Here is a 25,465-nt window from a genome sequence, read left to right as displayed (position 1 = left end):
CGGAGGGCATCTGGAAAGTAACGCTAGCGGAGATGTTCTCTCTACTTCTATTGGTCGTAAGACCTGTAAAAGCAAAGAACGTCATTGATGCTAGAATCCCCGCCATTTATGGCTGGGGAGTGTCAAATTCCTACAGAATTTTGGAAGGAAGCGTTTTTGATTTAGTGATGAATCGCGTCTATAGACACAATTCATCCGGTTTTATGGTTTTACAGCAGATTTCAAGTTGATGAAGTACACAATATAGGTCTCAAAGTTAGGTAGAAAGCCTGTTTTCCTTCTGACTTCTGACTCCTGAATTCTGAATTCTGCTTAGGACTTATATCATGTCCGGATAAATAGTTATGATTCCCACAGTCATTGCACCCCACCCCCAACCCCTCCTGCTTGCGGGGAGGGGAGACAAAGCGACGATTGTCGGGGTGGGGTGATTCGGGTTTAATAAGTAATCAAGCGGACATGATATTACGCACAGGTAACGGAAAATCGAACCACAGAGACACAGAGAAGCTAGTGCGCCCTTGCGGTTAAGAGACTTGTACCCCTCCGGGGATCTTGCTACGCGCAGCGTCTCCCCGAATCCCAAAGGGAGAGGCTAGCGCCAAGGGAGAAGCAACTGGCGCGACACGGAGAAATAAGAGTTTGAGAGGTATTTTGCGTAAGTCCTGCTGCTGTATCAACCAGGCGGCCAGCTCAACTGCCGTCCTCCTAAAATATGCAGATGTAAGTGGTAGACTGTCTGTCCACCATCATCACCGGTGTTGATGACAACTCGATAACCGTTTTCCAGTCCAGCTTCTTTTGCAACACGTTTGGCGGTTAACAAAAGATGCCCCAACAAAGCATGATCCTGAGATTCAGCATCAGCTAGTGTGGGAATGGGTTTTTTGGGAATGACGAGGATGTGAACTGGCGCTTGGGGATGGATGTCTTTGAATGCCAAGGCTAAATCATCCTCATAAACAATATCAACGGGAATTTCCCGACGAATAATTTTGCTGAAAATCGTTTCTGTAGTTTCACTCATACCAATCTACCTAATCATCTGCTAGAGATTTTAAAGGTTTACTGTAGCGACTAGATCATTTACACAAAAAACTTTTGCAAGAGTTCTTATCATTAGAAGTGCATAGAACCAAAACGGTGATGGGGTCGCAGTCTTCTCTTAAAGGGAGACACTAAGAGCGATCGCGGTTAACTTATAATCAAAATAACTTGCCTTTAGGAGATTGACTTTCATGACATATATCTCCCCAAAAATCCTCACATTTGAAAATTTTCTTTCCCAATACCGAGACAATCCCCGCTATGAATTAGCAGACGGAGAACTAATTGATATGGAACCCACTGGCCCACACGAAACGGTAAGTGGCAAACTTGCAACCCAAGTTGGGATCTACCTTGTTGCAGAACAACTCCCCTGGTTTATTCCTCGCACTTGTTTAATTTATCCCTTTGCAGATACAGCTACAGCTCGTCGTCCTGATGTTGTAGTTCTTGATGAAACCGTTCTTGACCGTGAACCACAATGTGAGCGAGAACCCGTAATTACAATGGGACGCTCAATTAAATTGGTGGTGGAAGTTGTTAGCAGCAACTGGGAAACCGACTATGCACGGAAAGTTGAAGAATATGCACTTTTAGGCATTCCTGAATATTGGATTGTAGATTATCGAGGATTGGGCGGTGTAGCATTTATTGGTAAACCTAAACAACCTACATTCACTATTTGTCAATTAGTTGAAGACAGCTATATTCAACAACAATACCGACTAAATCAAGCAATTAATTCGCCGCTTTTACCTGGCTTGCAACTTCGCTTAGATAATATTCTCCCTCATTAAATGCATGAGAAAATTGAGGTGCGATCGCATTAAGCAAGAGTATGATTATTAAGGGTGTGTCGCCTGTTTAACCCTATCACCAGCAGTGCGTAGACGTAAAGCGGCGAATCAAAAGAAATCGCTTCTATGAGAGTTATATAGCAATTTTGGCAGCGAGAAGCTGTAATAATGCCCTTGACGATCGCCTTGATTAGGAAATGAAATAACCTGTAGAAATGCAATTCAGATTTTGGTAAACCCGATCAGAGAACTGGGCAATAGAGCTAAAATTGATTTATATAGCTAGATAAGAGAATTTAAAGATGTTGAATGCGGTAGAGTTTCAAGCAAAAATTCAAAATGGGTTAATTCAGATTCCTGATGAGTACAAACAAGAATTTGGAGAAGGAGATGATATTAAAGTAATTATTTTGGTGAAGAAAAAATCATTTTCAAAAAAAGACATAATTGATGAGTTAACTGAAAATCCCATTCAAGTGAATGGTGTACTCAGCCCTGAAGAAATTTACAGTCGCTAGTTATGACTGATAATAGATATTTTATTGATACAAATGTTTGGCTCTATCGTTTATTTGATGACAAAAAGATAGAAGTGGCAGAAAGAGACAGAAAACGTAATATTGCTATTTCAATTACGTCAAATGAAGGAATAATTATCAGTACGCAGGTTGTGAATGAGGTTTGTGCTAATTTGCTGAAAAAAGCAGCTTTTAACGAAGAGCAAATCAAAGCTGTGATTCAGTCGCTTTACCGTCGCTGTACTGTGGTAGAGTTCAATTTAAATATTTTTGAATCTGCATCGGATATCCGCAGTCGATATAATTTTTCTTTTTGGGATGGTTTAATTGTTGCTTGTGCGCTGTCGGCAAGAGCAAGTATTCTTTATTCTGAAGATATGCAGGATGGGTTAATAGTAGCTGGTCAATTAGAAATTGTGAATCCGTTTAAATCAAGGTAGAGAGGTTATATGAGTTGCGATCGCCTTTACAATAATATGAATATTCGCTCTGGCGATCGCCTGGTTTAACCCTATCACCAGAAGTGCGACGCCGATAGCGTAGCGGTAGCGAGTCCGCGAGCGTCATAGCCCGTCGTAGACATCACGCGTAGTAAAGTATTAAATGCGATCGCCTCTACCGGAACTATGAATATTATCGGGGCGATCGCCTGTTTTAACTCTATCACCAAAAGTGCGACGCCGATAGCGTAGCGGTAGCGAGTCCGCGAGCGTCATTACGAATTAGTAATTATTTGGTCACCCGTGAAGTACTCCGTCGGGCTGAAAAGAATCCCCACATCCGTCCTGGTGTTCATGTCGGCGGGTGAGGAAGGGGAGCAGGGGAGGATGGGAAGAGAACTATTCTCATTTTAATGAGGGACACGGCAATGCCGTGTCCCTACGAGTATCTGTGTTATCTGTATTGGGCTATAGTGAAGTTCGCATAACTTCAGGAGTAGTCACAATGGATCAGATACAACTGACTTTAACTATTGTTTACCTGTTTATGACATGCTATTTTTTAAGCAATTGGTTAATATTTTCCCTACGTCATCCTACTTCCACTCCAGAAGATAAATTTTTATCGGTTGTGATGTTTTTGGTAACAACTATCTTCTGGCCTCTGATGATCCCGATGTCTTGTTTAGAAATGCTTCAAAAAAAGCAAATAGACTTTAATAAAATGGTTCCTGTTCTCTTAGCAATATTTGTATTTAGTATCTCATATTATTTGACCGAATAATTCATAATTAATCGTCACAAATTGCATATATATAAAGAGAAGTCGGAGGGTTACAAGTCAACTCTCCGACTTCTTGATACAACACACTACCTTCACTTCTTAGGTAGTCTATTTATTAAATTTGGAATTTCCTAACGGCGTCTGCTGCCAAAACCAGTTGAGCGGCGGGGTGCGGAACTACGCCCACTACCAAAACTACTACCAGAATTGCGTCTGGGTGAAGTAGCTCTGCCAGAGGGCCGCAACGTACTACCACCAAAACCAGAACCAGAAGGACGGTTATTACCTGTAGTGCTACGCGGTGTATTGCGTACAGTTGAATTTCCCGGATATGACCTTCTAATTGTCCCTGTATTGCGGAACGCAGTGCGATTTCTCACGGCTGCGGGTGCCGTATTATAGCGACTTTGGTAGCTTTCAACTGCTTGGCCATAGCTTCCGCCATATCCACCGAAGCCACTTAATCCTCGGCCTGATTGATAGACAGGGGGTACATAATACTGGGGTCTAAACAACATACTACCAATTGCCTGACCGGCCAAGCTACCAGCCACAGACCCAGCAAATGGTGCCCAGAAATTATTTTCTCGACGGACTACAACTGTCTCTTGTTGTCCTGTTTGAGGATTGGTTTTATTCTCGGTAACGTTATGGACATACTCAATTTTAAAATCTTCCGTCAGATATAAAATCGGTTGGCCTTTGTCTACCTTTAGATAGGTTTTTTTACCCTGCTTGATTTCATCATCAGTTAACCGTGCCATTTGCAAATTTTCGGTTGCAAAGGTTGGGGGATTATTGTTAAGTAAAAACAAGCTGTATTCACCAGTTGCATCGTCATAGGTAGCTTGTTGTATTTGATACTGTCCGTCACTCAGCTTTGTGTTAGTAGAAGTTTGGCTAACGTTCTTAGCTGGAGGAGTAGCTTCGTTTCCCCCACCACAAGCAACAGTTGTCATACACAAACTCAGAGCTAAAAAAACGGCTGTAAATTTACGTACTATGGTCATGATCATTGGATTATTGTCCTATCTCTGAGCTTAACAATTTCTTGGTGTAAGTAGTAAGTACGGACTACCCAACACATTACAAAGGAATCAATTCTGGGTAATATTGCAATAGTTGATCGCTAGTGAGTTCATCGCCTAATTGTGCTGGCGAAAAATGCACTTGGATTGCTTTGAATCTATGTTTATAATGCAAATTTATCAATGCTTTCAAGCCTTCCTTAAGTGCCTGAACGTTAGAAAGATCAGTTTCTAACTCTGGTACTTCTCCTTCATAAGCTACTGTAATCATCACAATAACGTTGCGGGTTACAGGTATAGATAAAGGTTCATTCGCTCTAGAGTCAGAACTGTAACCTGGTTCACTGAGATATCTTTGGGCAGAGTCAGTAAATAATTCATTCACGTAATCTCCTGCCTCGCCTTCATCAAAAAATACGTCACCTTCGTTGGCAGCAGAAAGCCAATATTCATCGTATTGCAGTAGGGTTTGGCTAATTTCTACCAATCCTTCTCCCAAAACTTCTAAATCGCCATCGGCATCGATCGCATCTCGTCCAGCACTATTTAATACTCCCAAAATTGGTGCTACCTCGCCTCCTCCTAAGTGCAGAAATAGGCGCAAGACTACATAACGAGTTCGACCGATCATTTTATTAAAGGTATCGCGCATTCTTTCCTCCCTCCAAATTTTATTTTTTACATTACTCTAATGACTAATGACCAATGACCAATGACTAATGACTAATGACTAATGACCAATATAGTGAAATCCTTTGACAAAATCCATAACCATATTTAACGAAGGCAATATATATTTTGTTGCTTCACTGGATATATCATTATAAGCTGAAGCATTGAGAGCAGAGCGATTAATAAATCTTTTTCCAAACTGGGGATTGTCATGGGCAATCAAAGTGTGGGCACTGGAATTTGTTAAAATTATTTGGGTTGGTGCTTTACAAAAATTTAACTTTGCAGCTACTTCGATATTTTTTTTCATCTGTTTAATTGTTGTAGCCTGACTCATCGCTTGCTCTATAAGAATATTTAATTTTTCCATGATCTGGGGTGATTTTAGCGATTTTAAATTTTGGTTCCCAACAACTTCATTGTTAATCATTTCCACTATCCTGGAAATATTCTTTTGGGTAGATACCGCATCTAGAAAGGGAAGAATCGCAATGTAAGCAGTGGGAAATAATGCTTCGTCGCTATCTACATGAAATGTGAAAACAGTTCGACGAGGCCCACTTTCCATGCTTGGAGGTTGTTTCAGCCTCCGGTATTCCTGAGCAATTTGATAATAAGCGCCAGCAAGAGCAAAATTGGCTTCGTGTTCTATGGCTGCATCAACAATAATTCGGATTGTTGGCGGTGTTTCGTTAAAAAAATCTCGTGAATCTTGGGAATGGAACTTCTGGATAATGGAGCGATCGCCTGCCGGGCTAAGATCAACCCATTCACAAATCATGCCTTCGGTTTTTAAACCAAACCTGGAGGTGGCATAAAGCTTTGCCCCAGTTAATGTTGCTCCTGTTAAGTCAGCACCAATCCATTCCGCCCTAATTAATTTTGCCTGAGTTAAATCGGCGTGGATGAAAATTGTATTCGTTAAGTTGGCATTGCTTAAATCTGCGCCAATTAAAGTAGCCCCGCTCAATTTTGCGCCGCTCAAATCTGCCCACCGGAGATTTGCGCCGCTCAAATCTGCCCACCGGAGGTTCGCCCCGCTCAAATCTGCTCCGCTCAAGTTAGCATGTCTGAGAACCGCTTGTCTGAGTTCGGCATCTCGCAAATTTGCGCCGCTAATGTCACAATGACTGAGATCACTGGCATTTAAGTTAGCCATCTCCAAGTTGGCTCCTGTCAAGGAAGCGCCTTTTAATATGGCCTCACTCAAGTTAGCGTGACGGAGATTCGCTTGGCGGAGTGTCGCCTCTCGCAGATCGGCACTGGTGAGGTTAGCCTCCAACAGATCGGCGCGACTGAGATCAGCACGAATTAATTCGGCGCGGATCAATGAGGTTCCTTTAAGTTGAGCGCGACTAAGATCCGCTCGAATCAAATTAGCAACATTGAGACTGGCGTTATTTAAGATGGCGCTAGATAAATTTGCGCCACTCAGTCTTGCTACATTCAGCAAGACATTGCTCAAGTTAGCTTCACTCAGATTCGCGCCGCTCAGGTTGACTATACTCAAATTAGCATCGCTAAGATTCACGCCACTGAGTTTCGCCCCACTCAGGTTAGCTTCCGAGAGGTCAACACCATTAAAGTTTAAGACTCCTGCCGCGTATTGTTCCAGTAATTCCTCTACAGTCATCGATGCTACCCCTTGGATGCCAACTTTAATAGTTGGTAAAGTCATAAAAAACGGAATGTCAAAATCAAAAATGAATATTGGGATTTTAGGACTGGGACTGATAGGCGGATCTTTGGGTTTTGATTTGCGATCGCTTGGACATCATATCTTAGGAGTCAGTCGCCGTGAATCCACTTGCCAAAAGGCAGTTGCTCTCGGCAGTGTTGATCAAGCATCCGTTGATCTGAGCCTATTGGCAGCCGCAGAGGTTGTATTTATTTGTACACCTCTAGCGCTTATTGTGCCCCAATTTAAGGAAATGATCGCTCATTTGTCTGCTTCTTGCGTTGTAACTGATGTGGGATCAGCGAAAGCACAGATAGTCAAGGCGATTTCTCCCCTTTGGGATAATTTTATCGGCGGTCACCCAATGGCGGGAAGGACAGACAGTGGGATAGAAGCTGCACAGCGAGATTTATTTGTTGATAAACCTTATGTACTAACACCGATAACTACAACAAAAACTAGTGCAATTACGGTTGTAGAGGAAATTGTGCGATCGCTTGACGCTAAAATATACTATTGTCAACCAGAGCAACATGACCGCGCTGTTAGTTGGATTTCTCATTTACCTGTAATGGTCAGTTCCTCGTTGATTGCTGCTTGTTTGAGTGAAACTGACCCCGATGTTTTGGAATTAGCCCAAAAGTTAGCTAGTTCAGGTTTTCGGGATACCAGCCGTGTGGGTGGTGGGAATCCAGAGTTGGGTGTGATGATGGCCCGGTATAATCGTCAGGCATTGCTGCGATCGCTGCAACAATATCGTCAGAATCTCGATGAGTTGACTAACTTAATTGAGCAAGAAAATTGGGCAGTTTTAGAGCAAAAGTTGAAATCAACCGGAAAGGCACGACCTGATTTTGTTGATTAGTTTTAGGGTGCGTTACATTATTTACAACGCACCCAATACTGCGTAGGTTTTGCCTAAAAAAGCACGTTTTATAGTCACCAAACCGATGTACTATACAGATAAATTTACAAAAATAAACAATGGTAGAACGCCCAATTAAGAAATCGGAACGTCAGTCCCAAGGAAGCACTGACAACAATTCCGAAAATAAGGATTCTATACCTCCTATTGAATCCAACCCCAAAAGCTCAAAACCAAGCCGTAATCGCTCGTCTGACAAAGGGAAAAAAGCATCCTATGGGGAAGAAAACAGGCAGCAGGGGAATCCTGCCCTAGCACGCGGTCCAAAACCTGTTAAACCTCCAGCCAAAGTCCAAACAGAAGAACTTGAAACCGAATCGGAAACTATCTCTGAGGAGTCTCAAGACTAAGATTACTGCTGCGTGTGATGTGGGAGGCTTTAACTCGTCGTTATAAGTATATGAAGACAGGATTTCTGCCTCCGAAGGCAGTAATTATGCCCCCCATCACCATGAGCTTATTCTTATATTGAGGGACTTCCAAAAAATAAAATCAACAGTAAATAATAATAATCATTACTATGGGGCAGCCACTGGCTGCCCCTCCCCCAAGTTCTAGTCAAATTAATTTAGATTCAAACAACCACAAAATTGTTTTCGCTTAGTGACAATCCAGCAGATAATTGTGCAAATTTTACCTGATTAAACCCAGATGCACTACCATCCTGGTCAAAGAACAGTCCACCTGTAGCACTGTTATAAATAAATCGTTGATTGCTTGTCGTTGCAGATGTTCCAATGGTAAACTGACTTGTCTGAAGTGAACCTGCTAACTCTGTTAATTAGTGGTGGATTAGTTCTAAGCAATAAAGTGCTTACTACAAACCTTTAATTATTTAGATTCACTTACATCGTGTAGGCTGGCTTCAACTTCCGCAGGAAGTTAAGCATGGCTGAAACCACAGCATCCGGGGACTCAATTAAGAAGCCATGACCCCCAGCATTGAGGACTAAAAGTTCAGCGTTAGGAATGCCTTGAGCAAGTTGCTGGGAAAACTTTAGCGGGGTGAGAATGTCTTGTTTCCCAACTATAACTAGGGTAGGACAATGAATTTGTTGAAGGCGGTTTGTTGTGTCAAAGTCAAGCATGGCTCGGCTGTGATGATAGAGTGAATGAGCCGCAGGTGGGAAAGGATATCTGATTGCAAATTCAATCAAACCTTCAATCATCCCAGGAATCGAGTAGAACGTATCTGTAAATATCCAGGGTAATACGACTTTTTCATAAAGTTTCAAGTCTACATTTTTGCAGAGGTCGCCCCAAGTCTCGATGATGCTGTTAAATAATCCATCACCCTTTGCCAAGGATGAAAGTAGTATCAGACTTTCTACCTTTTCAGGATGTGCTAACACTAACTCTTGGGCTATCTGACCACCCATTGAATGACCTGCTACATGCACCTTATCGATCGCAATATGATCGAGCAATGCTGCAACATCACTAGCCATCTGTTTCAGACTATAAGGGTTTTCGGGAGCAGAACTTCGCCCCATACCTCGGTTGTCTAAGCGAATGACTTGATACTGCGAAACTAGCGATGGCATAATCAGCGACCAATAGGCATGATCGCAAAGGAAACCAGCTATTAATAGCAAAGGCTCACCGGTTCCCTTAATGTCGTAGAACAAATCAATCCCGTTAATCTGAACTTTGGGCATGGTCAATAATTCTGCTAAACCTGATCTTAAGCAGGGATGGACAACGCTACACTCCTACATCTTAAATCTCTCGTCTACCGGAATTTGATAGCCGTTGGCGAGGCGATTGGTCATGTTGGCAATGGCTGCGATCGCCATTAGTTCCCCGAACATGGTATCATCCATACCCTTGGCCCGCGCCCCTGCTGTGTGCGAGGCGATGCAATACTCACAGCCATTCGTCGCACTCACGGCGATGTAAATTAGTTCGCGCATTAGTGGATCAATCTCACCGGGGCCAGTCATCACTTCCTTCACCGCTTGCCAAGTTCGTTGCAAGGTAGGGGGATGATTAGCTATAGCTTTCCAAAAGTTATTGATATAGTCATTCTGGCGTGTAGCGCGGATGTCGTCATATACTGCACGTACTTCGTTGCTAGCTTCTTCGTATTCAATCAGCTTAGTCATGAGTTTACAATCACTCCGCTAAGTAACGCGATGTGCAACTTATTCTTAAAACCCCACTTCCATTCCTCTCCCCGAAGCGGAGAGAGGCTTTAAGTCTTGCTCCCCTTCCCTCTTAGGGAAGGGGTTGGGGGTTAGGTTTGAGGGAAAGTTGCACACCGCGTAAAGTAATAATCCTATGGGATTTCTCCTCATGATTTTGGACTTATTTTTAGATACCAAAATGTAGGATACTACGTTTTTACCTGCGAACATTAGCGGTGATGAAATTCGACCTCTTTTTCCAGAATCTTAATATCATAAGTGCCAAAGAAATCGTGACCCAGTAAGCCGATGCTTGCTTTTGGTGCGATCGCTACCTGAAGATTATTGGCTGTAACTCCACCTACTGCAATAGATTTTACCTGACTGGTTGGGAATTCTACTTGGCTACCATCGGCAATTTGGGCTTGCATTGTCCCTGTAGCCTGGAGTTCAAGTGTATTCGCCATATCTTGAGTGATAATGGTTTCACTGGAACCTGTATCTACAATCATTTCAAAGGTTTTTTTGTCGTTGAAAGTGACATCAATCACAGGAGTTCCACCAAAGCGGCGTTTGATTGAGACTCGAAAAACTTTGTTGTCTGAAGGTACGGCTATATTGCCACAAAGCCTTCCCAATCCAACGGTTTTACCAGAAGAAGTTACCATGTAACATGCTCCTGGATCGTCAGCTATTACCCGATGAGAGAATGCTAAAAATATCAGCGTCGGCATTAGTCCGATTGCAGCTAGGTTAACGGTTGTAATCCAACGCCTCCAAGCATTCTTCATGTTATATTTTCTCCAATTTCGCTGAGTTTTTTTAATAGCTTAACTTATCATAATCGCTGCAATAATTGGTACTGTAAATCCATCTTTTTAAGATAAAAAGCTAATTTTTGTAAACCTTTATACAATAAAATTCAAAATAATTGGCATTGTTTTCGTTACAATTATTGTCTATATTAATCACACAGCTTTGGTATTTTTAAGTTATTTATTGATATTTTTTACTTTCCTGTTTATTTAAATGTCTCCAGAAGATTAAATTGCATTTAACTCCATACATTTTATCTATAATTACTGATTGATAAATTAAAGATTAGGTAAAGACACGATCAAACTAGTTAGAGTATATTAAATCTGGCAAACTAAGAAGTTAGATAAGATAAATTTGTGATTATTCAAGGGTTTCTGCTGCATGTACAGCAGTTGCGATCGCATTTGTAACAGCAATATCCTTTTGTTCTAAGATGATATTTTCACTAACAGTACGCCCAGCAACTACACCACAAACAGCAGCAGCTGTAAAATTATACACTCCTGCCATTTTGAATAGTGTGCCGCATTCCATCTCATAATTCAAGATATTTAATCGCCGATATTCTTCTGTAATACCATGCAGCGATCGCATTAAATTTGGATTCGCTGAACCAGTGCGTTCTTGTCCTTCGTAAAAAGTATCAACTGATGCCGTAATTCCTATGTAATGTTCAACCTTTAATTCTCGTGCTGCTTTAACTAAAGCGACTGTAAGAAACGGATCGGCTGCGGCTGGATACTCCACAGGTGCAATATCATTTGCTGCACCTTGGCGACACAATGCTGCACTGCTAATAACAACGCTACCGACTGGTATATAAGATTGAATCGATCCGCAAGTTCCAATGCGAATAATTTGCCGGATTCCTACTTGTACTAACTCATTGACAACAATACTTAATGAAGGCGCACCCATACCACTAGTAGCTGATAATATAGCGCGACCATTAGGCAAATATCCTACATAGCTATTGAGTCCGCGATTTTCTGACAACAAGCGCACATCTTGTAAATAAGTTTGGGCAATTAGACGCGATCGCTCTGGATCGCCAGATAATAGAGCAATGGTGGGAGGCGATGAACCTAAATTATCTTGCCCAAAGCCAATGTGATAGAAGCGTTTATTTGGCATTCAATTTTGGATTTTAAAGTTCTTATAGCGTTTCCTAATCATATAAAGTCCATCATATTCCCCTCCTCGAATAATACACTCAAGGGTACTTTTTGTGTAGACGCAAAGCTGTTTGTCGCCAGACATCGCTGCGGTTATTCAAGGTAGAACCAGCTTTACAGGTGGTATTGCTATTATTCCCAGAACCCCTTCTTCGGTATACTAAATTGGAAACTCAGGAGTTTTTTGTGCTTACTTTGAGAACCCTACAACCTGGAGATGAAGTATCACTGGAAAAATTTCTCTTGCAACACAGCGATACTTCGATGTTTTTGCGCTCTAATTGGCGAGCTGCGGGACTACTTGACCAAGGTGCAAGATTTCAAGGAACTTACATAGCGGCCTACACAGATGAAACTATAGTGGCTGTTGCAGCCCATTTTTGGAATGGGATGATCGTAGTCCAAGCCCCTGTACATTTGCCAGAGGTGGTGCAAGCAGTTGTGGCACAATCTGGACGTGCTATATCTGGAATTAGTGGCCCAGCAGCACAAGTCGAAGCGACAAAAAGCATTTTGGGACTTAGCAACCGACTCACTCAGCTTGATGAGGCTGAGATATTGTTTTCTCTAGCATTACGAGACTTGCAAATACCTGAAGCCTTAGTATCGGCAAAGGTGCAGTGTCGTTTGCCACATCCAGAGGAGTTGGAGTTACTGGGCGAATGGTGCGTTGCTTATAATGTGGAAACTTTAGGACGAACAGATACTCCCAGTTTAAGACCTGATTGCGATCGCATCATTGAAACCCGTCAAGCTACGGATATGCATTGGGTTTTAGTAGCAGGAGATACCCCAGTTTCCTACTCTGCTTTCAATGCCAGCTTACCTGATATTGTGCAAATTGGTGGAGTGTGGACACCGCCAGCGCTGCGGGGTAAAGGCTACGCCAAAAGTGTAGTAGCAGGCTCGTTGTTAGATGCGCGATCGCTCTTAGTAAAACGTGCGATCCTCTTTACAGGTGATAATAACCAAGCAGCCCAAGCCGTTTATCGAGGAATTGGCTTTTTGCCTACTGGCCAGAAGTATGGCTTAGTCTTATTTGAAGAAACTCAGGCTTGAGAAATATTGGGTTAAACGTTGGAGGCGCAACATCTTACCGAATTTTAAATTTTGGATAATGGAATTGAATTATTTAATCCAAAATTCTTGATATAAGTAAAGAGCATTCATCTGCACGGCTCAATCTAAAATCAAGTCCGCTTGATTGCTTATTAAACCCGAAGAACCCCACCTCGCCAATCGTCGCTTTGTCTCCCCTCCCCGCAAGCGGGGAGGGGTTGGGGGTGGGGTCTAATGACTGTGGTTAGCATAACTATAGGAGTTACGCACTGTACAAATGCATCGTGATGTGCATTACCTATCTTGAGGAAGTTTTCAGGCTTTTCTTAATTAGACCTCTTGCATAAATCAAAAATAAAGAACCCCACCCCGCATTTGCTAACGCAACCCCTCCCCTCCCCAAGGCATCGGGGAGGGGTTGGGGGTGGGGTGTTAGAGACTTTTGCAAGAGGTCTATTATTCTGCGATCGGAAATAGACCATGCTGTAGGGGCACAGCAATGCTTAGCCCTTACGAAAGATATAGTTTTTAACGTTGATCCATATTTAATATTTCTTGTCAATGCGTAAGTCCTAAACTAATTATGCGGACATGATATAAAATCCAAAATCCAAAATTGAGTAATGCTCTTGCTATCCATTTATGTTTCCCTTTTTCTGGATTTGCTGGAATTTATTTTGTATTCTTTACTGAATTGATCGTAATACTTAAACTATGAGCCAGTATCGCTTCAAACACTCATTCTCTGATTATCCCGGCTTAAGCGATAAGCTTTTTGACTTGATGGAAGTCACATTTCCCGGACTCAGCAGTTTAGCAGAATGTGCAAGAAAACTAGGTGCATCCTGGGAAACAGCTTCAACTCCGTTTATGCGCTTTCATGATGATATAGCTATTACCCATGTGGGAGTGTTAGAAATTCCCATGCAAATTATGGGACAAAAGCTCACTGTCGGAGGAATTCATGGAGTAGCTACCCGTGCAGAATTTCGCAGGAGAGGGTATTACCGCGAAGTAATGGGAGAAGTGCTGGAATATTGCGAGCGCATTTATGAAACCTTGGTACTGACGACACCACAACCAGAGTTTTACTTACCTTTTGGCTTTCGTGTTATCGAAGAACACATCTTCAAGGTTAAGTGTAACTCTACAGGTAGCACTGATAGCTTCAGAATCCTAGATTTTACAGATATCAAAGATTACACATTGTTACACAGACTTTTGGAAACACGCGCCCCTGTCTCTAATATAGTTGGCGTAGTCAAGGAAAAACCTGTGTTCTGTGTCAATGAAGGAAGTCGTCCCTTATACTATGCAGAAGATTTAGATTTAATCGCTTGCATGGAGATAGAAGATACCCGACTTCATCTTTTTGATCTAGTTACAACGCAGATATGCCCTTTGAAGAATATTCTTGCTAAAATACCTCAACTCATTGAAGAAGTAGTGATTTACTTTAGTCCAGAACTTCTCGATGTCAAAGATGTGCAAGCATTCGTCCATGCATTTGATGAAACTGTGCTGATGGTTCGCGGTAAATTTGCAGCCGAGGGCGAGAAATTTATGCTGCCTCGTTCTGCAAGGTGTTGAGTTATATCATGTCCGCCAAATTACCCATAATAAAAGAACCCCACCCCCAACCCCTCCCCGCAGGCGGGGAGGGGAGACAAAGCGCAGCTTTGGCGGGGTGGGGTTCTTAGGGTTTAATAAGTAATCAAGCGGACATGATATTACTCAAAAACAATTGAATCATAATAGAACTGAGAGTTTCATCATCAAAATTGCTTTATGATGTATCAAACCGACCCGCCGCGATCGCCAAAAGATGTATTGCCAACCATGTATGATCTTCCCAGTGAAGACCCTGAGGAGCCTGGTTTGCCCGATCAGTTTCATTTATTGCAACCTCGTCTGTTAGACGAAACCTTTCGTCCACCGAATTATCCAAGCGACGAGATATTTGTTGCTAGCGATCTAAATCTTTATTATGACCCGCGCCATCCACTGTGGCATAAGCGACCAGATTGGTTTGCCGTTTTAGGTGTTTCCCGTCTCTATGAACAACGAGATTTACGCTTAAGTTATGTCCTTTGGCAAGAGGGAGTTCAGCCTTTTATTGTGGTTGAATTGCTATCTCCCGGTACTGAAAAGGAAGACTTGGGGCAGACATTGCGGGATATCAAGCAACCACCAGGAAAATGGGAAGTATATGAGCAGATTCTGCGTGTTCCTTATTATGTAGTATTTGATCGCTATAAATATGAGTTAAGGGTATTTAAATTAGATGGAGGTCGTTATGCTGAGATAACACTGTCAGAGTCACGCTTATGGATACCAGAACTAGAATTAGGCTTGGGTGTATGGCACGGACGCTATCAAGATGTAGAACAGCCCTGGTTACGCTGGTATGATTGGACAGGCTGCTGGGTATTGACTTCTACAGAACAAGAAAGTCAACGGGCTGAACAAGAAAGTCAACGGGCTGAACAAGAAAGACAACGGGCTGAACAAGAAAGTCAACGGGCTGAACAAGAAAGACAAAGGGCTGAACAAGAAAGACAAAGGGCTGAACGCTTGATTGCACAATTGCGATCGCTAGGCGTTGAACCCGATGTAGATTAGCTTTTTTAGAAATTTTGACTTAACTAGTTCCGTGGGTTTAAGTCCCCCGGTTCAATAAAAAAGCAAGTTTTGTGTTGGGGTTAAATCCCCATTACAAAACTTAATTACGAATTACGAATTATATCATATCATGTCCGCATAATCGCTTACGATATGTCATTGCGAATGCAACGAAGTGAAATGAAGCAATTCCCTTGACTTTGGGATTGCCGCGCTTCGCTCGCAATGACATAAGTACTAAGTCGGACATGATATCATGTCCGCATAAATAGTTACGCTAACCACAGTCATTACACCCCACCCCCAACCCCTCCCCGCAAGCGGGGAGGGGAGACAAAGCATAGCTTTGGCGGGGTGGGGTTCTTCGGGTTTGATAAGTAATCAAGCGGACATGATATTACGAATTATTTAATTCCCCACAAGTTTGCTCTTTTGTGAATAGTCTGTATAGCCTTGAATATTTTCTGGTTCAAATTGACGCAGTACGCGTGTAGCTTCGCGTATTAAATCCTCATTTCCGGTAACTGCAATTAAGTATTTGCCAGCATTCAGACGGTTACGATAAGGTAAAGCATCGCCACTGCCAACTGTTAAGCCGACTCCTCGACCGATTAAACCAGCGCCCAAGGCACCGCCTATAGCTCCTAAGATGCCAGCAAGAAATTCATTACCAAATCGAGCAAACTGGGGAAATATTTCAATTTTTGTAAGATAATTGAAGGCATAACCTGCAACAAATCCAAAGAGTACAAGCCCCCAAAAGAGCCGAGTTGATTGTTTGCGGGCTTGTTTCTCGGGATCAATTAGTCCAAATTCATCAGCACTTAGATAACCATCGCCCAAAATATTGACTTGTGAAGTTGGCAAGCCTGCTTTTTCCAGAGCAGAGTAGGCGGCTTCTACTTGTATTCGATCTGGTAAAACTGCAACAAGGTAATTCATAAGACCTCACTTAATAAAGTTTTTTTGTGCAGCAATAAAACTGCTCAATACAATCTGATACCAATTTGAAAAATGATTGCGACAGATGAAGGTCTAAAAGCGATTACCACTAACTCTTTGCCAATCTAAAATCTAAAATGGTATGAGCTATTCTGGCTTTTTGTGCCATTGCCCATCGTTGCCTTTTTCGTAATCGCGTTTCACAGCGCTCCAAGCAACACGAAAGGCACGCTCTTCTTCCCCATATTCTTCTTGAGCATTGTTAAATGCAGCCCGAAAAATTTCTTGAGCGTGCTTGGGTAAGTGCTCTTTGACTGAATCAGGTAAGTCTGTAATCTCTTGGTAAGGCATAAATCTAGTTTCCTTATTTGATGGAGTGATATCATGTCCGCTTGATTACTTATTAAACCCGAAGAACCCCACCCCTTAATCCCCTCCCCGCTTGCGGGGAGGGGAGACAAAGCGTAGCTTTGGCGGGGTGGGGTGCAATGACTGTGGGAATCATAACTAATTATGCGGACATGATATGATATTAAATCTCATGCTTTGACAATAATTTTCAAGTTTTTGGCTTTGGCTTGCCCAGACAAGCCAAAGTCACCGATTAACTAGTTCCGTGGGTTTAAGTCCCCCGGTTCAATAAAAAAGCAAGTTTTGTGTTGGGGTTAAATTCCCATTACAAAACAAAATTTACGAAAGCGTTGCGGGGCGAAGCCCATTACGAATTACGAATTACGAATTATTTAATTATCTGATATATCAGACATAATACACCTTTGAATTAAATTTCAAATTTCTACTTAAATCAACTGTCGCACCTTCTCTGAGAGGATTGTTAGGGCAATCTTCTCACGGTTAGGTTCGCCTTTGGCAAGTGATTCGGCAAACTTGGTCGCTTGTTCTAAGGTGATTTTCGGAGGTAAAGGTGGTTCCAAGGGGTCAACGATCGCTTCTACAATTACTGGCCCTGGTGTAGCAAGTGCCCGATCCAAAATTTCACCGCATTCAGCTGGATCTTCAATTGTCATCCCCACACCACCACAAGCTTGGGCAAAGGCTGCAAAGTTGATTGATTCTAATTCACAGCCATACTCTGGGTTGCCTAGAAAAACCATTTGTTCCCACTTAATCTGCCCCAATGTGCCATTTTTGATAATCACTATCTTGATGGGTAAGCGATATTTCACGCAGGTAACAAACTCTGCCATCAGCATCGAGAAACCGCCATCACCGACGAAGGCAACACACTGGCGATCGGGGTAGGCTATTTGAGCTGCGATCGCATAAGGTAATGCACAGGCCATTGATGCTAGTGTTCCCGATACCGAGTGCATTTGTCCGCGTTTAGCTGGAATTTGCTGCGCCCACCAACCTGTAACTGTACCCGAATCAACAGAGAGGATCGCTGTATCAGATAGCCGTTTACCCAACTCCCAAGCCACCACCTGCGGCTTCATCGGCTGATTGTTCCTAGTACCGCGCTGTTCCATTAATTGCCACCACTCCTGCGTGCTGGACTGCGCTTGTTCAAGAAAACTGCGATCGGCATTAGGTTGTAATAGTGGCAGCAGTTCTTGCAAAGTGCGGCGACTATCCCCCACCAGCCCAACTTCAACAGGGTAGCGCAAACCAATCCGAAATGGGTCAATGTCAATTTGCACACCCCTTGCTTGACCGGGTTTCGGTAGATACTCCATGTATGGAAAAGAAGTCCCAACCATCAGCAGAGTGTCACAATTCTCAATCACATCTTGAGATGGCTTTGTGCCAATTAAACCAATTGTGCCAGTGGTATAGTGGCTGTCATCTGGAACGGATGTTTTACCTAGTAATGCTTTAACAATTGGTGCGCCCAATTTTTCGGCAAGTTGTTCTAGTTCATCAGTCGCTTTTAACGCTCCCCGACCCGCTAAAATTGCCACTTTCTTACCAGCATTAAGAATCTCTGCTGCACGTTGCAAATCATCCTCAACTGGTAGACGCGCACCACGGGCAAAGACATGAGAAGTGTGATGGGGGACGTTCCGCATCGAACCCTTTTTCTGGGCATTTTGGGATTGAAAATCTATAGGGATCCCTCATCTCCCTCATCTCCCTCATCTCCCTCATCTCCCTCATCTCCCTCATCTCCCTCATCTCCCTCATCTCCCCAATCTCACGTTTGCACTTGCCACTTTGCGATCGCGTCCGTGGGTGCAAACCTTCGTCATCAAAAAAGCCTTGTGTCGTCACCCTTGCAACGCCTCTCCCATCCACTCTTCACTACGATGCTTGTTATACTCCCAAGCGTTATCCATGAAAGTGATGCCATTGTCAATAGCTTCGTGGGTGATGCGAATCGCCTCTTCCTTGTTCTTTGCTTGCCCTAAAGTTGCACCTCCAAGTGCGATTGCTGACACTTTCACCCCTGTTTTTCCCAGTGGACGGAGAGGGATTTCACCACTGTTTGTGCTGTTCGTTGGAGTTGCAGATAATGCTGGAACCTCTGCCGCTTCCACTTCGGGATTGGCATTGAGGATGCGATCGGCAAAGATTGCCCCTGCACCTGCACCGATAAAGCCTATTCCTTTTAAAAAATGTCGCCGCTTTACCTCTAAAGGTAGATGCTTTTGGGCGGCTTCCTCATTGTTTTCTGCCATTGATTTTTTGTAATTAAAAATACTTTTGCCAATTTCGTTTATTACATATTTGTAAATAATTCGTAATTGAATCCTTAACTACGAATTACGAATTACGAATTACGAATTAGTTAAAGCCGTGATGATGTCAATAAATTAATTGTTTGTGGCTTGAAACTCGATGTGCTATCCCAATAATTAACCTGGTTAATATTCACCTTAAGCAAAGCAATATCGGGTTCGTCCAATCCTTTAGGAAACCAGGTTTGAAGTTCCGGCTTCCATAGCTCTCGCATCTTGTTGCGGTCTTTCACGAGTTGTGCTGTACCTGAGATCGAAACGTATCGCTGCTGTTCGGGTGACGAGAAACTAATATTTACCTGCTCATGGTGTTCAATCTCAGTCACCTTATGGGAACCAGCGTATGTAAAGAACCAGAGCGTGGCTTCAGAGTTAATCTCACCACTTTTTGACATGGGGTAACTATGCAAACTGCCATCATCATCGACTGTGGTAAACATACCATAATCAATATTTTTGATTAGTTCATGCAGCTTTTGAATCTGTTGATCGCGGTCTGTAGAAGTTGCCATTGTTTGTACTCTTTTCTCTATTTGCTTTTCCTTGACTGTAATTTTTGATTACAATCAGGTTTCATGCTGGTAAAGTTATTTTTCAGTATTAACCTTTTTTGTTTAAATTGCGTGACCCTACAGATGGAGTTATCCTAAAATTAGCTTTTTTAGTTATATCTATAGACATATTGGTTGAGAGTGACTGTTCTATGCATATATCAATACGCTTGGGTTAAGCATTTTTTCTCTTCTCTCTGTTTCCTCTGCGCCTCTGCGGTAGCCTGCGGCAAGCCGATGCAGCGTCTACGTTAAAAATTTGACTTTGATAAAGAGTTTTAGCCTTAACCCAAGCGTATTGATGCATATATAACCTTTAGGCATAGTAATATCATGTCCGCTTGATTACTTACTAAACCCGGAGAACCCCACCCCGACAATCGTCGCTTTGTCTCCCCTCCCCTTACTAACTATGGTGTACACACAAGTTTTGTCGCAGCCATATCTTTATTAATAAATCTCGCACTGCGTTTCTATCCCGCCTCGGAATGAATTCCGAGTCTTATAGCTGAAGTCCACGCTTTGTGGACTCAATGATCAATTTAGTCCACAAATGTTGACTCTTGTCCTTTGATTTATTCTCGTTATGTACTGAGAAAGCATTCAAGCATTTTGAGAAAGTCAAATGTCATTTTACTTGCGGAAAACACCAAAATGAGTAAGTAAACTGGGGTTTGAGAAAGTTAAATATCATTTTGCTTGCGGAAAACACCAAAATGAGTAAGTAAACTGGGGTTTGAGAAAGTCAAATATCATTTTGCTTGCGGAAAACACCAAAATGAGTAAGCAAACTGGGGTTTGAGAAAGTCAAATGTCATTTTGCTTGCGGAAAACACTGAAATGAGTAAGTCAAATGGCATTTTGAGTAAGTCAAATGGCATTTTGAGTAAGTCAAATGGCATTTTGAGTAAGTAAACAGGCATTTTGATAAAGCAATTAGGCTTTTTGATAAAGTAATCAGTAAATATACCTGACGATTAAAACTCACGGCTGCACATAGCAAGATCCCGTTCGCCTTAGTGTGGTGTCCCGTAGGGAAGGGTACAAAGCCGACGCTTAGATATTCTGCAACTGTGAAATTTTATATGATATCATGTCCGCTTGATTGCTTATTAAACCCGAAGAACCCCACCCCGACAATCGTCGCTTTGTCTCCCCTCCCCGCAAGCGGGGAGGGGCTGGGGGTGGGGTGTAATGGCTATGGTTAGCATAACTATTTATGCGGACATGATATGACACAGCAATAGCGATCGCTCTCGTATTGCTAAATTAACTAAGTAAATCAAAATCAATCCTAGCTTGCTGTGGTCAGCAACAGTATCTTTTTTTACTTTACAGTACGCTTCCTATTCATAGCGTGCTATGAATCTTGGCAAAATTTGTATTTATGACAATCTAGGTTGGAATTATTACTAGTTGGATTGTATAAGATCCTTGTAATAATTTAAGCATTAATCACAATTAGAAATTGACAATGGCAAGTACATCCAACGTCCAGATTACCATCGCTCTCCAAGAGCCTGATTTAGATGACGATGAACTGCAAGCCCAAACGCAGAGACTATTGCAACAGTTGCTAGAACTGGATGAAGTGGAAGACGCTAGTCTTTTCCGTGAAGCAGAAGCACCAGCAGGGAGCAAGTCACTCACAGGGCTGGCTGTGGGTTGGCTAACAGCGCAGGTGAATGCCAAGAATATTAAAGCATTGATGGGATTTTTAGGCGATCGCCTTGGTAACAAAACCATTGAACTAGAAATTGAGGCCAATGGCAAGAAGCTGAAAGTCAAAGCCAGCAGTCGGCAAGAGTTAGAAGCAGCAATTGAGGCAGCACAGAAATTTGTAGCAGGATAGAGTATTTCAAATGGCTAAAGTAGCATTGCTGATTGGGGTTGGCGAATATGGGAATGGCCTTTCCCCCTTACCTGCGGCTCCCAAAGATGTGGAGGCAATGCGGGGAGTTTTAGAAAATCCAGAAATCGGTGGTTTTGATCAGGTAACACCACTAATTAATCCTGAGCGACAGGCGATGGAAGAAGCAATCTTTACTTTGTTTGCAAATCGTAAAAAAGATGATCTCCTGCTACTATTTTTCTCAGGTCATGGGGTTAAAGACGATAGTGGCAATCTTTATTTAGCTGCTCATAATACCCGCAAAGAGCAAGAAGCCCTTGTTCAACCAACAGCAGTAGCAGCAAGTTATATACAAAACATCATGAGCAATAGCCGCTCTAAGCGTCAGGTGGTGATTTTGGATTGTTGCTTTAGCGGCGCTTTTGCCGAAGGAATGAAAGCTAAAGCTGATGATTCTGTGCCTGTGAAGCAACAATTAGGAGGAGAAGGACGAGCTGTCCTCACTTCTAGTACTTCAACCCAGTATTCCTTTGAACATGAAGGTTTTGATCTATCGATTTATACCCATTTTTTAGTTGAGGGTATCAGAACCGGAATCGCAGACAAAGATCAAGATGGAGCAGTTTCTGTTGATGAGTTGCATGAATATGCCAGCGAAAAAGTCCAAGAAATTGCTCCTGGAAAAATGAAGCCTAAAATCTATGTAGTTGAGGAAGGCTTTAAAATACTCCTAGCTAAAGTCCGAGTTGATGACCCAAAATTGAAGTATCGACAAGAAACTGAGCGTCTCATTAGAAATGGTAATATTTCATTTATTGTTCGCAATCTATTAAACCTAAAACGCGATAGTTTGGGATTGTTATCTGAAGAAGCTGTTGTCATTGAGACTGAAGTTCTCAAACCGTATCGAGAATACGAGGCAAAATTACAACTATATGAGCAGGTGCTTACTAAAGCAATTCAACAAGAGCATATTCTGAGTGATGCTACTCTTAAGGAATTACAAGATTTTGAGAAAGCTTTAGGACTGAAGAATGAAGATGTAAAATTAATTAAAGCTAAATTTATTTTGCCAGAGCAAACAATATCATCTTCAATTGAAGAATCGATTGTTCAGCAAAAACAATCTGATAAGGACAATAAAAAAACTTTACATGACCAGCGTTATATTGATTCTTTAATTACTCCAAAAAAGTCACAACTACCATTAGGATGCCAGTTTAAGTTTGTAGTGTTAGGTATCATACTTTTAAATATAACAATTGGAATTAGTTACATAATAAATAAGCCTAATTTAAGGCCTAGTTTAAAGATTCCAGAGATTCTTGTAGAGAAGCCAGAATGTGTTGAACATAAAGAAAAATCTGAAGAATATTATCAGGCTGGAAAAACATATTTTAAGAAAAAATCATATAATCAGGCGATTGAATACTTAAACAAAGCTATTTGTTATGCTGACCAATACGAGTGGGATAGTTACTACTACCGTGGTCAGGCTTACTATGAACTAAAAAACTACAAAGCAGCATTAGAGGATTATAATATTGCAATTGCTCGTGCTAAAAATGAACCTTGGAATGCAGAATCTTATGAGGGTAGAGGTGATCTTTATTCACAATTAGGAGATAAACAGAGGGCAATTGACGATTATAAAACAGCCGTAAAACTTTATTTAAAACAAAAATCAGATAATCCGCAAGCTGAAATTGTCATAAAAAAATATAACAGATTATTGAACCCTAAAGATTAAAATAATTTTCCCTCTTCAAATACCTGTCTTGCTGTTAATTCAAGGGCAATAGTCAAAGTTTATAAGATATTGCAATAGCGATCGCCAATAATCACCAAAGTTATTATACTTGCGAACCACTCATGACTTGTCTCAGTGTGCTAATCTATCAAGTCCTGACCAATAGAGTATTCTTACTCAAAGATTCTGTTAAATTTGTACCTTCTGAATGAGCCTCTTCAACCTATAGCAGGAGTGTCATTTTCCATTAAGCGCCTAATATAAACAACTAGGTAATCAAATCGCAGTATATCTGCTTTTCAAATTATGGACTTGAAGTACAAGTGGAAAAATGGCTATCGACCAAGCCGAGATGAAGCGGCAAAAAATCCTCATTTGTTAGATGAGAGTCAGTTCGATAACGAGCAAGACCGAAAGCTAGCTGAAGAATCTGCAAGAAAGCATTTGGGTATACCAGCACCAACCTTAGACGAAGATAAGCCAATACTACCTCATTAGCTTCGCCTAACGAAAAGGCTTAATAACGCCATTTCCAAAAATCTTTGCAACGAATAAATTGCCTGTAGGGGCCTATAGCTGTACGTCCCTAACATCTATCTGTAGCAGGAATTTCGTGAAAGAATATAACATTTGGGCATTTTGTGCATATCTACGCTCCGCACCATTATAAAGTTAATACAGAATGCAGATTTATCAACTTTTCAACCGATTAAACAATAGGAAATTCACTAAGTTACTCACTCAAACAGTAGCTTTCGGCGTAGGTGCTATTGTTCTACTTTCAACTACTAATGCTGAGGCTGCCGAGCAAGTTGTTTTAAAGTATGGTACTTTTCAGGGGCAAATATCTGTTCAAGAATTAACTCAGTTTACAGAAACTGGCAAAACTACCCCGACGTTAAGGGCTTATTTACAGGCGGCTCAACAAGACCCCGCAGTAGCTCGTAAGGCACTAAAAGCCCCAATAAAAGCCGATGCTGCCTTTTTAAATAGTTTACTGTCTAGCTGGGCAGGGCCAATTTTAGTTAACCAAATTGGTGAGGTAGTTCACCCTCCCGGAGGACAACTAAATCAGGAGGCACTGCGAAGTGCTTTAAGTACATCTATTCAACAAAAAGGTGAAGTTACACTGCTTGGAGCCATTCAGAATTATCCAAATACTTCTGTTGAACTTGAAGGCGACCGTCTCATTGCTGTTTATGAACGCCTAAGCAATCTTGCAGAACTTTTATGAGGGTTACGTCATCAGATGATTGGTTTAGTGTCTCAATAGTGGTGGATTTTAGTAGCGATCGCAATGAAGTTAATACTGATGAGTCTATCTTAGGGTTCATACCTTGTTACCTAGAAATTCCCTAACCTAAATGTAGAGTTGAGTCTAAGAATAGGGAGAAGATTTGTATGACAACCGATGTTTCTAAAAATATTAAGAAGGATGTTAATGGATCGCTGATAAGTGGTATTCTTTTGAGTATTTTAGGGGTTATTGCGATCGCAGCGCCTAATTTCACCACCTTATTCGCCGAAAGTTGGATTGCGGTGATTTTGATTTTTGCCGGATTTACAAAACTAGTTTATGCCACTCAAACCCGCCACCAAGGAGGTTTTATTTGGAAACTTCTATTGAGCGGACTCTATATTGCAACGGGTATAATGCTGTTTGTTTATCCTTTTACAGGTATTCTCACACTAACTCTGTTGCTTGGCAGCTTTTTACTGGCTGAAGGTACATTCGAGTTAATTCTGGCATTTAAGTTACGTCCCCAAGATAACTGGACGTGGATACTAGGTGATGGGATTATTACGCTGATATTAGGCGCAATGATTTGGTTCCAGTGGCCCTTCAATGCGCCCTGGCTTCTTGGCACACTAGTTGGTGTCAGCGTTATTTTCACTGGCATTTCACGCGTAATGCTGTCATTGAATGCGCGTTCTACCTTGAATCCTAGTAATGAAGCTGCAAATCCTACTTAGTAGATAA

General features: G+C 41.9%; 29 protein-coding genes. 15 read left to right on the top strand and 14 right to left on the bottom strand.

The window, feature by feature from the left end; all coding sequences use genetic code 11:
• The coding region (locus LC586_RS28300) for a hypothetical protein (RefSeq protein WP_229488539.1) at positions 1-230 on the top strand (230 nt) is incomplete at its 5' end.
• Between the two features lie 446 nt (positions 231-676).
• Here the strand turns inward: LC586_RS28300 and LC586_RS28295 are convergent.
• A complete protein-coding gene (locus LC586_RS28295) occupies positions 677-1,027 on the bottom strand; it encodes a histidine triad nucleotide-binding protein (RefSeq protein ID WP_229488538.1) in 351 nt (116 codons plus the stop codon).
• Positions 1,028-1,238: 211 nt separating this feature from the next.
• Between LC586_RS28295 and LC586_RS28290 the strand changes: the two genes are divergently transcribed.
• The 3 genes from LC586_RS28290 (at position 1,239) to LC586_RS28280 (ending at position 2,802) form a co-directional block, all read left to right on the top strand.
• Complete coding sequence (locus LC586_RS28290; protein WP_229488537.1) at positions 1,239-1,844, top strand: Uma2 family endonuclease; 606 nt, start codon at positions 1,239-1,241, stop codon at positions 1,842-1,844.
• Between the two features lie 302 nt (positions 1,845-2,146).
• Positions 2,147-2,362 (top strand): hypothetical protein, encoded by a 216-nt coding sequence (locus tag LC586_RS28285; RefSeq protein WP_229488536.1) that lies wholly within the window; start codon positions 2,147-2,149, stop codon positions 2,360-2,362.
• A 2-nt stretch (positions 2,363-2,364) separates the two neighbouring features.
• Complete coding sequence (locus tag LC586_RS28280) at positions 2,365-2,802, top strand: PIN domain-containing protein (RefSeq protein WP_229488535.1); 438 nt, start codon at positions 2,365-2,367, stop codon at positions 2,800-2,802.
• On the opposite strand, the gene LC586_RS28275 is transcribed toward LC586_RS28280, so the two are convergent.
• The 4 genes from LC586_RS28275 to LC586_RS28255 all read right to left on the bottom strand — a co-directional run bounded on the left by LC586_RS28275 (position 2,789) and on the right by LC586_RS28255 (position 6,919).
• Positions 2,789-2,929, bottom strand: a complete 141-nt coding sequence (locus LC586_RS28275) for a hypothetical protein (RefSeq protein ID WP_229488534.1) — start codon at positions 2,927-2,929, stop codon at positions 2,789-2,791. The two genes, LC586_RS28280 and LC586_RS28275, sit on opposite strands and share 14 nt — an antisense overlap.
• A gap of 788 nt (positions 2,930-3,717) precedes the next feature.
• Positions 3,718-4,602, bottom strand: a complete 885-nt coding sequence (locus tag LC586_RS28265; RefSeq protein WP_229488533.1) for a hypothetical protein — start codon at positions 4,600-4,602, stop codon at positions 3,718-3,720.
• Between the two features lie 70 nt (positions 4,603-4,672).
• Positions 4,673-5,266 (bottom strand): DUF1517 domain-containing protein, encoded by a 594-nt coding sequence (locus tag LC586_RS28260; protein ID WP_229488532.1) that lies wholly within the window; start codon positions 5,264-5,266, stop codon positions 4,673-4,675.
• A gap of 78 nt (positions 5,267-5,344) precedes the next feature.
• Positions 5,345-6,919 (bottom strand): pentapeptide repeat-containing protein, encoded by a 1,575-nt coding sequence (locus LC586_RS28255; protein ID WP_229488542.1) that lies wholly within the window; start codon positions 6,917-6,919, stop codon positions 5,345-5,347.
• Between the two features lie 70 nt (positions 6,920-6,989).
• Here LC586_RS28255 and LC586_RS28250 point away from each other — a divergent pair, with 70 nt between their 5' ends.
• Both LC586_RS28250 and LC586_RS28245 read left to right on the top strand, forming a co-directional pair.
• Positions 6,990-7,829 (top strand): prephenate/arogenate dehydrogenase, encoded by an 840-nt coding sequence (locus LC586_RS28250; protein ID WP_229488541.1) that lies wholly within the window; start codon positions 6,990-6,992, stop codon positions 7,827-7,829.
• Between the two features lie 119 nt (positions 7,830-7,948).
• Complete coding sequence (locus LC586_RS28245) at positions 7,949-8,239, top strand: hypothetical protein (RefSeq protein WP_229488531.1); 291 nt, start codon at positions 7,949-7,951, stop codon at positions 8,237-8,239.
• A 495-nt stretch (positions 8,240-8,734) separates the two neighbouring features.
• On the opposite strand, the gene LC586_RS28240 is transcribed toward LC586_RS28245, so the two are convergent.
• The 4 genes from LC586_RS28240 to LC586_RS28225 form a co-directional block, all read right to left on the bottom strand.
• Entirely contained in the window at positions 8,735-9,547 is an 813-nt protein-coding gene (locus LC586_RS28240; RefSeq protein ID WP_229488530.1) for an alpha/beta fold hydrolase, read from the bottom strand.
• Between the two features lie 54 nt (positions 9,548-9,601).
• A complete protein-coding gene (locus tag LC586_RS28235) occupies positions 9,602-9,994 on the bottom strand; it encodes a carboxymuconolactone decarboxylase family protein (protein WP_229488529.1) in 393 nt (130 codons plus the stop codon).
• Positions 9,995-10,245: 251 nt separating this feature from the next.
• Positions 10,246-10,806 (bottom strand): retropepsin-like aspartic protease family protein, encoded by a 561-nt coding sequence (locus LC586_RS28230; protein ID WP_229488528.1) that lies wholly within the window; start codon positions 10,804-10,806, stop codon positions 10,246-10,248.
• Between the two features lie 388 nt (positions 10,807-11,194).
• Complete coding sequence (locus tag LC586_RS28225; RefSeq protein ID WP_229488527.1) at positions 11,195-11,968, bottom strand: nucleoside phosphorylase; 774 nt, start codon at positions 11,966-11,968, stop codon at positions 11,195-11,197.
• A gap of 92 nt (positions 11,969-12,060) precedes the next feature.
• On the opposite strand from LC586_RS28225, the gene LC586_RS28220 reads away from it, so the two are divergent.
• From LC586_RS28220 to LC586_RS28210, 3 genes are all read left to right on the top strand, one after another.
• On the top strand, positions 12,061-13,068 hold the full coding sequence (locus LC586_RS28220) for a GNAT family N-acetyltransferase (protein WP_229488526.1): 1,008 nt from the start codon (positions 12,061-12,063) through the stop codon (positions 13,066-13,068).
• Positions 13,069-13,782: 714 nt separating this feature from the next.
• Positions 13,783-14,658, top strand: coding sequence for a GNAT family N-acetyltransferase (locus tag LC586_RS28215; RefSeq protein WP_229488525.1), 876 nt, complete (start codon positions 13,783-13,785; stop codon positions 14,656-14,658).
• Positions 14,659-14,859: 201 nt separating this feature from the next.
• Positions 14,860-15,690 carry a Uma2 family endonuclease gene (locus tag LC586_RS28210; protein WP_229488540.1) on the top strand — a complete coding sequence of 277 codons (831 nt, stop codon included), beginning with the start codon at positions 14,860-14,862 and terminating at the stop codon, positions 15,688-15,690.
• Between the two features lie 408 nt (positions 15,691-16,098).
• On the opposite strand, the gene LC586_RS28205 is transcribed toward LC586_RS28210, so the two are convergent.
• The 5 genes from LC586_RS28205 to LC586_RS28185 all read right to left on the bottom strand — a co-directional run bounded on the left by LC586_RS28205 (position 16,099) and on the right by LC586_RS28185 (position 19,843).
• On the bottom strand, positions 16,099-16,632 hold the full coding sequence (locus LC586_RS28205) for a hypothetical protein (RefSeq protein ID WP_229488524.1): 534 nt from the start codon (positions 16,630-16,632) through the stop codon (positions 16,099-16,101).
• Positions 16,633-16,779: 147 nt separating this feature from the next.
• Positions 16,780-16,983: a ChaB family protein gene (locus tag LC586_RS28200; RefSeq protein WP_100903253.1), complete on the bottom strand. Its 204-nt coding sequence runs from the start codon at positions 16,981-16,983 to the stop codon at positions 16,780-16,782.
• Between the two features lie 449 nt (positions 16,984-17,432).
• Positions 17,433-18,662: a thiamine pyrophosphate-dependent enzyme gene (locus LC586_RS28195; protein WP_229488523.1), complete on the bottom strand. Its 1,230-nt coding sequence runs from the start codon at positions 18,660-18,662 to the stop codon at positions 17,433-17,435.
• A 198-nt stretch (positions 18,663-18,860) separates the two neighbouring features.
• A complete protein-coding gene (locus tag LC586_RS28190; RefSeq protein ID WP_229488522.1) occupies positions 18,861-19,271 on the bottom strand; it encodes an aldo/keto reductase in 411 nt (136 codons plus the stop codon).
• Positions 19,272-19,381: 110 nt separating this feature from the next.
• Positions 19,382-19,843: a pyridoxamine 5'-phosphate oxidase family protein gene (locus LC586_RS28185; RefSeq protein WP_229488521.1), complete on the bottom strand. Its 462-nt coding sequence runs from the start codon at positions 19,841-19,843 to the stop codon at positions 19,382-19,384.
• A 1,513-nt stretch (positions 19,844-21,356) separates the two neighbouring features.
• Between LC586_RS28185 and LC586_RS28180 the strand changes: the two genes are divergently transcribed.
• The 6 genes from LC586_RS28180 (at position 21,357) to LC586_RS28160 (ending at position 25,458) form a co-directional block, all read left to right on the top strand.
• Complete coding sequence (locus LC586_RS28180; RefSeq protein ID WP_229488520.1) at positions 21,357-21,734, top strand: hypothetical protein; 378 nt, start codon at positions 21,357-21,359, stop codon at positions 21,732-21,734.
• Positions 21,735-21,744: 10 nt separating this feature from the next.
• A complete protein-coding gene (locus LC586_RS28175; RefSeq protein WP_229488519.1) occupies positions 21,745-23,484 on the top strand; it encodes a caspase, EACC1-associated type in 1,740 nt (579 codons plus the stop codon).
• Positions 23,485-23,790: 306 nt separating this feature from the next.
• Positions 23,791-23,982 (top strand): bromodomain-containing protein, encoded by a 192-nt coding sequence (locus LC586_RS28170; protein WP_109009738.1) that lies wholly within the window; start codon positions 23,791-23,793, stop codon positions 23,980-23,982.
• 184 nt (positions 23,983-24,166) lie between these two features.
• On the top strand, positions 24,167-24,718 hold the full coding sequence (locus LC586_RS28165) for an alpha/beta hydrolase (protein ID WP_229488518.1): 552 nt from the start codon (positions 24,167-24,169) through the stop codon (positions 24,716-24,718).
• Positions 24,715-24,843, top strand: coding sequence for a hypothetical protein (locus LC586_RS40855; RefSeq protein ID WP_267921736.1), 129 nt, complete (start codon positions 24,715-24,717; stop codon positions 24,841-24,843). The genes LC586_RS28165 and LC586_RS40855 overlap by 4 nt, the downstream gene beginning before the upstream one ends.
• Before the next feature lie 42 nt (positions 24,844-24,885).
• Positions 24,886-25,458, top strand: coding sequence for an HdeD family acid-resistance protein (locus LC586_RS28160; RefSeq protein ID WP_229488517.1), 573 nt, complete (start codon positions 24,886-24,888; stop codon positions 25,456-25,458).
• Positions 25,459-25,465 lie beyond the last annotated feature (7 nt).

The organism is Nostoc favosum CHAB5714, assembly GCF_020829495.1.
Classification (GTDB): Bacteria; Cyanobacteriota; Cyanobacteriia; order Cyanobacteriales; family Nostocaceae; genus Nostoc; species Nostoc favosum.
The sequence above is the reverse complement of the archived record's forward strand: the minus strand, read 5'-3'. Positions and strand labels throughout refer to the sequence as shown.